The organism is candidate division WOR-3 bacterium (genome assembly GCA_016926475.1).
Taxonomy (GTDB): Bacteria; SDB-A; SDB-A; order SDB-A; family SDB-A; genus JAFGIG01.
On record JAFGON010000067.1, the window covers coordinates 20,245 to 27,342 of the forward strand.

9 protein-coding genes and 1 tRNA gene are annotated in these 7,098 nt (G+C 41.1%); 3 read left to right on the forward strand and 7 right to left on the reverse strand.

The genetic code is table 11. From position 1 onward, the window contains the following. Nucleotides 1-8: 8 nt before the first annotated feature. From JXA84_06640 to folB, 6 genes are read right to left on the reverse strand one after another with little or no spacing between them, the layout of a single operon-like run. On the reverse strand, nt 9-464 hold the full coding sequence (locus JXA84_06640) for a LytR C-terminal domain-containing protein (GenBank protein ID MBN1150878.1): 456 nt from the start codon (nt 462-464) through the stop codon (nt 9-11). Continuing rightward, a complete protein-coding gene (locus JXA84_06645; protein MBN1150879.1) occupies nt 461-1,336 on the reverse strand; it encodes an NTP transferase domain-containing protein in 876 nt (291 codons plus the stop codon). The genes JXA84_06640 and JXA84_06645 overlap by 4 nt, the downstream gene beginning before the upstream one ends. A 60-nt stretch (nt 1,337-1,396) precedes the next feature. Next, nucleotides 1,397-1,747 (reverse strand): aspartate 1-decarboxylase, encoded by a 351-nt coding sequence (locus JXA84_06650; protein ID MBN1150880.1) that lies wholly within the window; start codon nt 1,745-1,747, stop codon nt 1,397-1,399. Beyond that, nucleotides 1,748-2,599, reverse strand: a complete 852-nt coding sequence (locus tag JXA84_06655; protein ID MBN1150881.1) for a pantoate--beta-alanine ligase — start codon at nt 2,597-2,599, stop codon at nt 1,748-1,750. It lies immediately after the preceding gene. Next, nucleotides 2,596-3,228, reverse strand: a complete 633-nt coding sequence (locus JXA84_06660) for a deoxynucleoside kinase (GenBank protein MBN1150882.1) — start codon at nt 3,226-3,228, stop codon at nt 2,596-2,598. Before JXA84_06660 ends, JXA84_06655 begins: the two co-directional genes overlap by 4 nt. Before the next feature lie 10 nt (nt 3,229-3,238). Then, nucleotides 3,239-3,610, reverse strand: a complete 372-nt coding sequence (gene folB, locus JXA84_06665) for a dihydroneopterin aldolase (protein MBN1150883.1) — start codon at nt 3,608-3,610, stop codon at nt 3,239-3,241. A gap of 24 nt (nt 3,611-3,634) precedes the next feature. Between folB and ruvX the strand changes: the two genes are divergently transcribed. The 3 genes from ruvX (at nt 3,635) to JXA84_06680 (ending at nt 7,015) form a co-directional block, all read left to right on the forward strand. Continuing rightward, on the forward strand, nt 3,635-4,042 hold the full coding sequence (gene ruvX, locus JXA84_06670; protein MBN1150884.1) for a Holliday junction resolvase RuvX: 408 nt from the start codon (nt 3,635-3,637) through the stop codon (nt 4,040-4,042). After that, nucleotides 4,035-5,024 (forward strand): endolytic transglycosylase MltG, encoded by a 990-nt coding sequence (gene mltG / locus JXA84_06675; GenBank protein ID MBN1150885.1) that lies wholly within the window; start codon nt 4,035-4,037, stop codon nt 5,022-5,024. Before ruvX ends, mltG begins: the two co-directional genes overlap by 8 nt. A 95-nt stretch (nt 5,025-5,119) precedes the next feature. Then, nucleotides 5,120-7,015 carry a transglycosylase domain-containing protein gene (locus tag JXA84_06680; GenBank protein MBN1150886.1) on the forward strand — a complete coding sequence of 632 codons (1,896 nt, stop codon included), beginning with the start codon at nt 5,120-5,122 and terminating at the stop codon, nt 7,013-7,015. Nucleotides 7,016-7,017: 2 nt separating this feature from the next. Here JXA84_06680 and JXA84_06685 read toward each other — a convergent pair. Continuing rightward, nucleotides 7,018-7,090, reverse strand: a tRNA-Phe gene (locus JXA84_06685). Nucleotides 7,091-7,098: the final 8 nt, after the last annotated feature.

Sequence of the window (7,098 nt, forward strand, 5' to 3'; positions counted from 1 at the left end):
AGTTTTATTTACCATATTTTGTTGAAAGAATCCATACATCCAAAATAATTTTCGTAATCCGGCCCGACAATCAAAGTTACTTCACTCATGCTGTTCTTTCGCAATTCGACGAGTGGAGGATTGATGGAAGATGCGAGGCACAAAATTTTCGCATTTTTTCCATTGAAATCTTTTCTGTCGACCACAAAAGACCTGTCAAGTTCCGGTTCATGCCAGTTGTCTATTCTTATTACGTCGAAATAATAAACCGTGTCCATGTATACCACCTGAATTGACCTTAAAGTGTCAGCCACAAACCTTCCCAGTGCGTCTTTCCCTGTCCCATTAAGAATTTCAACCATCAAAGTGTCTTGGGGATATGCTGAAAATTCCGAATTTTGTATGTCTTTATCTACCTCGACAAGAGGCGGTTTTGAACACGACAAAAAAAGGAAAAAGAAAAGTGAGATCTGGACAGCCTTCATGAAGTTTCACCGTCTTGCAGCATGCAGTCTTTTAAAAAGCTAAAAGGTTTTACTACGCAATTCTTACCTATTTCGGTGTTTCCGGTGATGAAAGAAAAAGGATAGACGACTGTCCCCCGACCTATCCGGACTTGAAAATCTATGACGGTGTTCTCTGGTGAAATTATCGTGACGCCTTCTTTCATAAGAGAGCTCATTTTTTCATTTCTGATTATTGAGCTCAAAACTGCGATTTCAGATCTGTCGTTGGCACCGAAAAATTCCGACGGGTTTGAGGCGATGGAATACGAAACTTTTAACCCTTTTTTGTCCAAAATCTTCACAACATCCGTGAGGTAGTATTCCTTCTGATCGTTGTCGGTTTTGACTTCCGATATTGCTTCAAACAAAGTTTCAGACTCACATATCATAATCCCCGTGTTTACAACCTTTATTTGTTTTTCTTTTTCGTCTGCGTCTCTCGCCTCTCTAATCGCTTTAAGCAGTTTTCCTTCGGTTACAAACCTTCCATAAGAGCCCGGATTTTCCAATCTCATGCCAAGAAAAGAAGCCTTGTACCCGGTTGAATCAACGATAAAATTACTCAAAGTCTGTGATCTGACTAAGGGAACATCACCGTAAAGGATTAGGATTTTTCCTTTTTTTTCAACTTGCTTTTCTGTCTGTAGGACGGCGTGAGCTGTTCCAAGCTGCGGGTTTTGAGTTACAAATTCGACATTCTCGCCTTTGAACCTGTCAATGATCAATCCTCCGCCTTTTCCGACCACGACGACAATTTTATCGGGATTTAAAGACTTCGCGCAATTCAGGACATAACCTAGCATAGGATACCCTGCCATATCCATAAGGGATTTAGGCTTATCGGACTTCATTCTTTTGCCCTGGCCTGCAGCTAATATTACTATTTGTAGGTCTTTCAATTCAAAAAAATGTTATTCAATTACATTGTTATCCGTGTCAAAACGGAATACCTTCATTTGGAAACCATCAATTTCGTCTTCACCGAGCAAAGCTTCACACATCACTATCAACCTGTCTTTAGGAAGACCCAGCCTTGCCGCAGCGCCGTTTAATTTTACTTCCCGAGAAAAGGGTTTTTCTTCGATCAAATAGGTATAAAACCTCGCACCGTTGTTTAGATTGGCTATCAAAACCATTTCTCCTGCTTTTAAAGAGGCTTTTTTCAGTATTTCAGAATCTACTCCCAAGCTTCCGGTGTAATCAAGATTTGCTTCTGTGACTTTTAGTCCATGAAGCTTGACCCTCACAAATCTCCTCAACATTTATTTTTCCTCCAGATCAATTATTTCGTTATCTATCAACCTAGTACTTCCGACCATACCCGCTACCGCTATTACGGCTCTTTTTTGAATATTCTCAACGGACTCCAGAGTGGCAGGATCCACAATTTCAGCATAATCGACTTTAACTCCGTTTTCAGACATTATATCAATCATTTTTTTCTTAATCTCAGAAAGATCCAAAATCCCTTTTTCCATGATTTCTTCCCTGGCATACAAGATTGATTTCCTAATCGCCAGGGACATGATCCTTTCCTTCTTCGATAGGTACCTGTTCCTTGAACTCATCGCCAATCCATCCTTATCTCTCACGATAGGGCACATGAAGAGCTGGACCCCCAGAGCGAGGTCTTCCGTCATTCTCCTGATTATCACGAATTGCTGGTAATCTTTTTGCCCGAATGCGGCCAGTTTTGGTCTCACAATTCCGAAAAGCCTCGCAACAACCGTCGTCACTCCTCGGAAATGACCTGGTCTGCTAACACCGCAGAGCTTTTTCGAAAGGGATTCAACTTCAACAAAAGTCGAAAAACCCGAGGGGTAAATCTGCTTGTCATCGGGCAAAAAAACGTAATCGCAGACGTTTTGCAGCTTTTCCAAATCGCCAATCCGGTCTCTAGGGTACTTTTCAAAATCTTCTCCTGGTCGAAACTGCATCGGGTTTACGTAAATGCTGGCGGCAATCGCGTCGCATTTCTCTTCTATGCATTTGAAGAGGGATATGTGTCCTTGATGAAGGCATCCCATAGTCGGAACAAAACCGAGGATGAGTCCATGTTCTTTATAAAAATCCGAGATTTCAGTCATTTCTGAACCGTCTTGTATAACCCTCAAGCGAAATCTCCAAAGTTGTAAAACTTAAGACCTTCGCCGAAACCTTCGATTTCCTTTACAAGAGCGAGGGTGCTGTCATCGCTTGTATCATCGTAATTGTTTACGACAATCATGTTTTGTTCAGTCAGGTTGAGAAGATAGTCGTCCATCGCTTTAAAAAGAGTTGTCAAATAGTCTTTTCCAAGGTCTCTTTCAGCAATGAAAGTTGATTTTGAGAGTTTTGATTTAGCTGACGCGGGGTCGGTTCTCAAATAAACAATCATGTCAGGCTTTGGAAGTCTATCCAGAAGCAACTCTGACATTCTGAGAAAAAGGGAATATTCATCCGAGTTTAACGTGCATGAAGCGTAAATCCTTCCCCTGTGCGAAGAAGAGTCTGTCACGTAAAGTCCGCTTCCGAAAATCTCGGGCTGAATTATTTTTTTGAGTATCTCTCTTCTTTCCAGAAGAAGAGAGACTTCTGCGGCAAAAGCCAGATCGCCTTCAGATAGATAAAAACTTTTTAAAAAAGAATTTTGCGAAAAATTTGACCAGTATAATTTAGCGTCGAGTTCCTCGGACAATTTGCTCGCTATACGGTGTTTCCCAGAACAAGGCAAACCTTCCAACGAAATCATTTTAAAACGCATCGATCGCCTTTCAAACCTGGCTTCTCAACCTAAAAGCATAGACTTCTACAGATTCCACTATTCCTCCGAGACTGGGAGTGTTTTTCCTAACAGAGACTTTTACCCCTTCTACTTGCGCAAAACTTGCAAAGAGAGCTTCAATTATTTTGCTTAAAACTCTTTCCAGGAGCATGTATTTATTGCTCATCACCACTTCTTTAATAACCCCGTAAACACTTCTGTAATCGACAGTGTCTTTGAGGTCGTCTGTCTTCATGGCTTTCTTGAGATTCAGAAAAATTTCGGCGTCTACCTCAATATTCACGCCGCTGTTTCTCTCCATTTCAACATGGCCGTGGTAGGCGTAGAACTTCATCTTTCTCAAAGAAATTCTGTCCATCATCTTGGCCCCTTCCATATAATCCAGTTGTCTGATAGAATATCACAAAAGAATATGAATTCAAGAATTTTATCAATAGACCCCGGCAGAAAAAAATGCGGGTTGTCGATATCCGACGAAATGAGATTGATTTCAAAACCTTTGATGACCGTTGAAAGAAAAAAACTCTTCGATGTCCTCGCGCAATTGATAAAAGATTATGAAATTCAGGAAATAGTAGTCGGACAGACCGTGACTTCTAAAGGACCTTACAGACCTTCGGCTTTATTGGCGAAAAAAATATCAAATTTCTTCGGTATAAAAGTTTCGCTTTACGACGAAAACCTATCGACAAGAAGAGCAAAAGATGTCAAATCAAAAAAACATGGAGACGACGCAATCGCCGCCGCTGTCATTCTGCAGGACTATTTAAACGAAAAATCATCTAATGGTTAGAACATCTGTCTTGTCCTTTATCGTTGCGTTGTATTCATGTTCTTTGCTGGACTATTCCGAAAGTTCGACTGTAAACGGCGCCGATTCGGCTGTTTTTGTTATCGAAAGCGGCTCATCTGTTAAAGAGATAGCAGACAATATGGAAAAAGCCGGTATACTGCTGAGCGAAGACAGAAGATATTTTCTCAGAGCCCTTGTCAGAGACGGTGACGACAGATACATCAAAAGCGGCAACTATGTTCTTCCTGTGCCCTCAAATCCAGAATCTCTTGCTTTGGCTTTGAAAAAAGGTCCAGTCCGAAATTTTGTGACTATTCCTGAAGGACTAACAATCGAAGAGGTGGCTCACACTTTAAAATCCGAAGCTTCATGTGACAGTGGGCAATTTGTGGGGATCTGCAAAAATCCGGAATTCGTTTCAAATATTTTCGAATCGTACGGCTATGAATTCCGCCCGGTCTCTCTCGAAGGTTTTCTGTACCCTTCTTCCTACGATTTCGGTTTTGGCGTCACGCCCGAAAAGGCCGCGCAAGAGATGATTTTTCTACATTTCAAAGTCACTGACTCTATAGAAAAAAATGCCGAGACAGGATTAGACGGATATGAATCAGTTATCTTAGCTTCGATGATAGAAAAAGAAGCCAAAGCTGACCAAGAGAGAAGCTTGATCGCTTCGGTTTACATCAACCGTTTAAGAATAGGTATGCCTCTTCAATGCGACGCCACTGTTTTGTACGCTCTTGGAGGCCATAGGGAAAGACTGCTCTTTAAAGACCTAGAAATCGATTCTCCTTACAACACATACAGGAACACCGGTCTTCCTCCAACTCCTATATGCAGCCCCGGAAAAAAATCCATTGAAGCAGCCTTCAACCCCTCCCACACCGATTATTTGTATTATGTCGCGAAAGACGACGGAACACACATATTCTCGAAAACATACTCAGAGCACATAAAAGCCGTAAACAGCGTCAGAAATTGATGATCAGCAAAAAAAATCGAATAACAGGCATTGGGGCTGTTTGTTTTTTCTCTTTTTTGATTATCTTTTTATTGGTCTTTTCTAAGCGACTAATTTTGAAATTCGCTCGAAATGAACTCCTTTCAAGAGGCATCTCAGCTTCAGAGATAATATTTGAACTGCCTCTAAATTTCTTTTTAACCGACGTGACTTTTGACGAAAACAGCTTTTTCTGCGGAGGAAACGCGGAAACAGTTCAATTCAGCCTTTCGATAACTGATCCGAGAAAATTAAAATCGCTGTCAATAGAAAATTTCGTCCTGCCAATCAGGGCAAGCTCCAAAAATGGGGTTAAAACAGAAAAGTTATCTCAAATTGACAGGTTTCCAGGAGAGCTGACTTTGAGAAACGGGGTATTTCTGTTTTCTGGAAAACATTTTGATCTGGACTCCCTAAAAATGAAAAAAGAAAAATCTTATATCAAAGGTTATATTTCTTCCAATGGTTTAATGCTGTATATGGAGATTAGGGACTCTTGCGGCATCGCGAATTTTGTGGCTGAGAGCAAAGACACTTTATCATTTTCGGAATTACTCGAAATAAGAGATTTTTCCCTCAGAGGTCAGATTTCTGGATGGAATTTCAAAGGTGTTTTTAAGGGAGTCATGCTTATTCCTGCACTGCAAAACTCTTGTTCAAACATCGACGACAGCGTCTATTTCAATTTTCAAAATTCATCTCCTGAATTCCAGATACCAGGACTTGGCGCTAAGATGACGTTCGAAGAAAATTTGATTGTGATATCCCTGGAAGATCTCTACCTTCCGGTCAAAGAACTCTCGAATCTCGAGGTAGTTGACTATAAGTTCTCCGGAAAATTGAAAGTCAAATTCGAAGACGGCACAGCAGTATTTGAAGCGGATTCAATTAAATTAAATGATATCAGGTTATTTTCAAAATTCCTATGCTCTGACACCTTGACGTTCTCGGAAATACTCATTCCGGATGCTTTTTTTCATGTGAACTTTTCAGACCGCTGGGTCTTTATCGAAAATTTGGTGCTCGCTCTCGGCAATTCCGATATCAAAATAACAAGCTTTTTTAAGTTTTCAGACAGCTCTTCAATTCATATCGAATTGTCAGCTGACTCGGTATATGTCTCGGATCTCATAGATTTCACACCAAAAGAACTTTTACCGAACATCCAAGGCATAAGAGGGGGCGGGTACTTCGACCTTTCGGCTGTTTTCGACTACACAAGGTGCTTTCCTGAGAGCACTGATTTCAGAATAAACTCCAATTTTCACGGCGTTGAGATATATTATCTGGGTTCAAAATTAGATATTGACTCGCTTTCCAGACCTTTCTCTGCGACTGTCAGAATAGGTTCTTCCCAGGGGGAAAAAATTTTTCTCGGTCCTCAAAACCCGAATTTTGTGCCCCTTGCCAACTTGCCCAAGTCGCTCATCGGAGCTGTTATCGTCTGTGAAGACGGTTCATTTTTCAGCCACCGGGGGTTCAGCCAATTTCACATAAGAAGAGCCATGAGAGAGAATTTAAGCGCCGGAAGATACATCAGCGGAGGCAGCACCATAACCATGCAACTGGCGAGAAACTTGTTTCTATCCGACGAAAGAAGCCTATCGAGAAAACTCGAAGAGGCTGTTTTGACTTGGCAACTCGAACATCACCTTTCCAAAAACAGAATACTTGAATTGTACCTAAATATCATTGAATTCGGACCGAATATCAGAGGAATTCAAGAAGCTTCGAGAATATATTTCGGTATAGACGCATCAGAGCTAAACCCGCTCCAAGCCTCCTACTTTGCTAGTATTATTCCAAACCCTAAAAGGTATTACCGCCTGCATTACCAAACAGGCGGTATTTCAGCTTATTGGCAAGAAAAAATAGTCAAAATCATGAAACTTGAATTAGACAGAAGCTACATCGACTCAACTCAATTCGACAGTTTTTCATCTCTGGTTCTGGAGTTTACACAAAAAGAGTAAATTGCTGGGGGACAGAATCGAACTGTCCACACCGGGATTTTCAGTCCCGTGCTCTACCTACTGAGCTACCCCAGCAAAAGAAA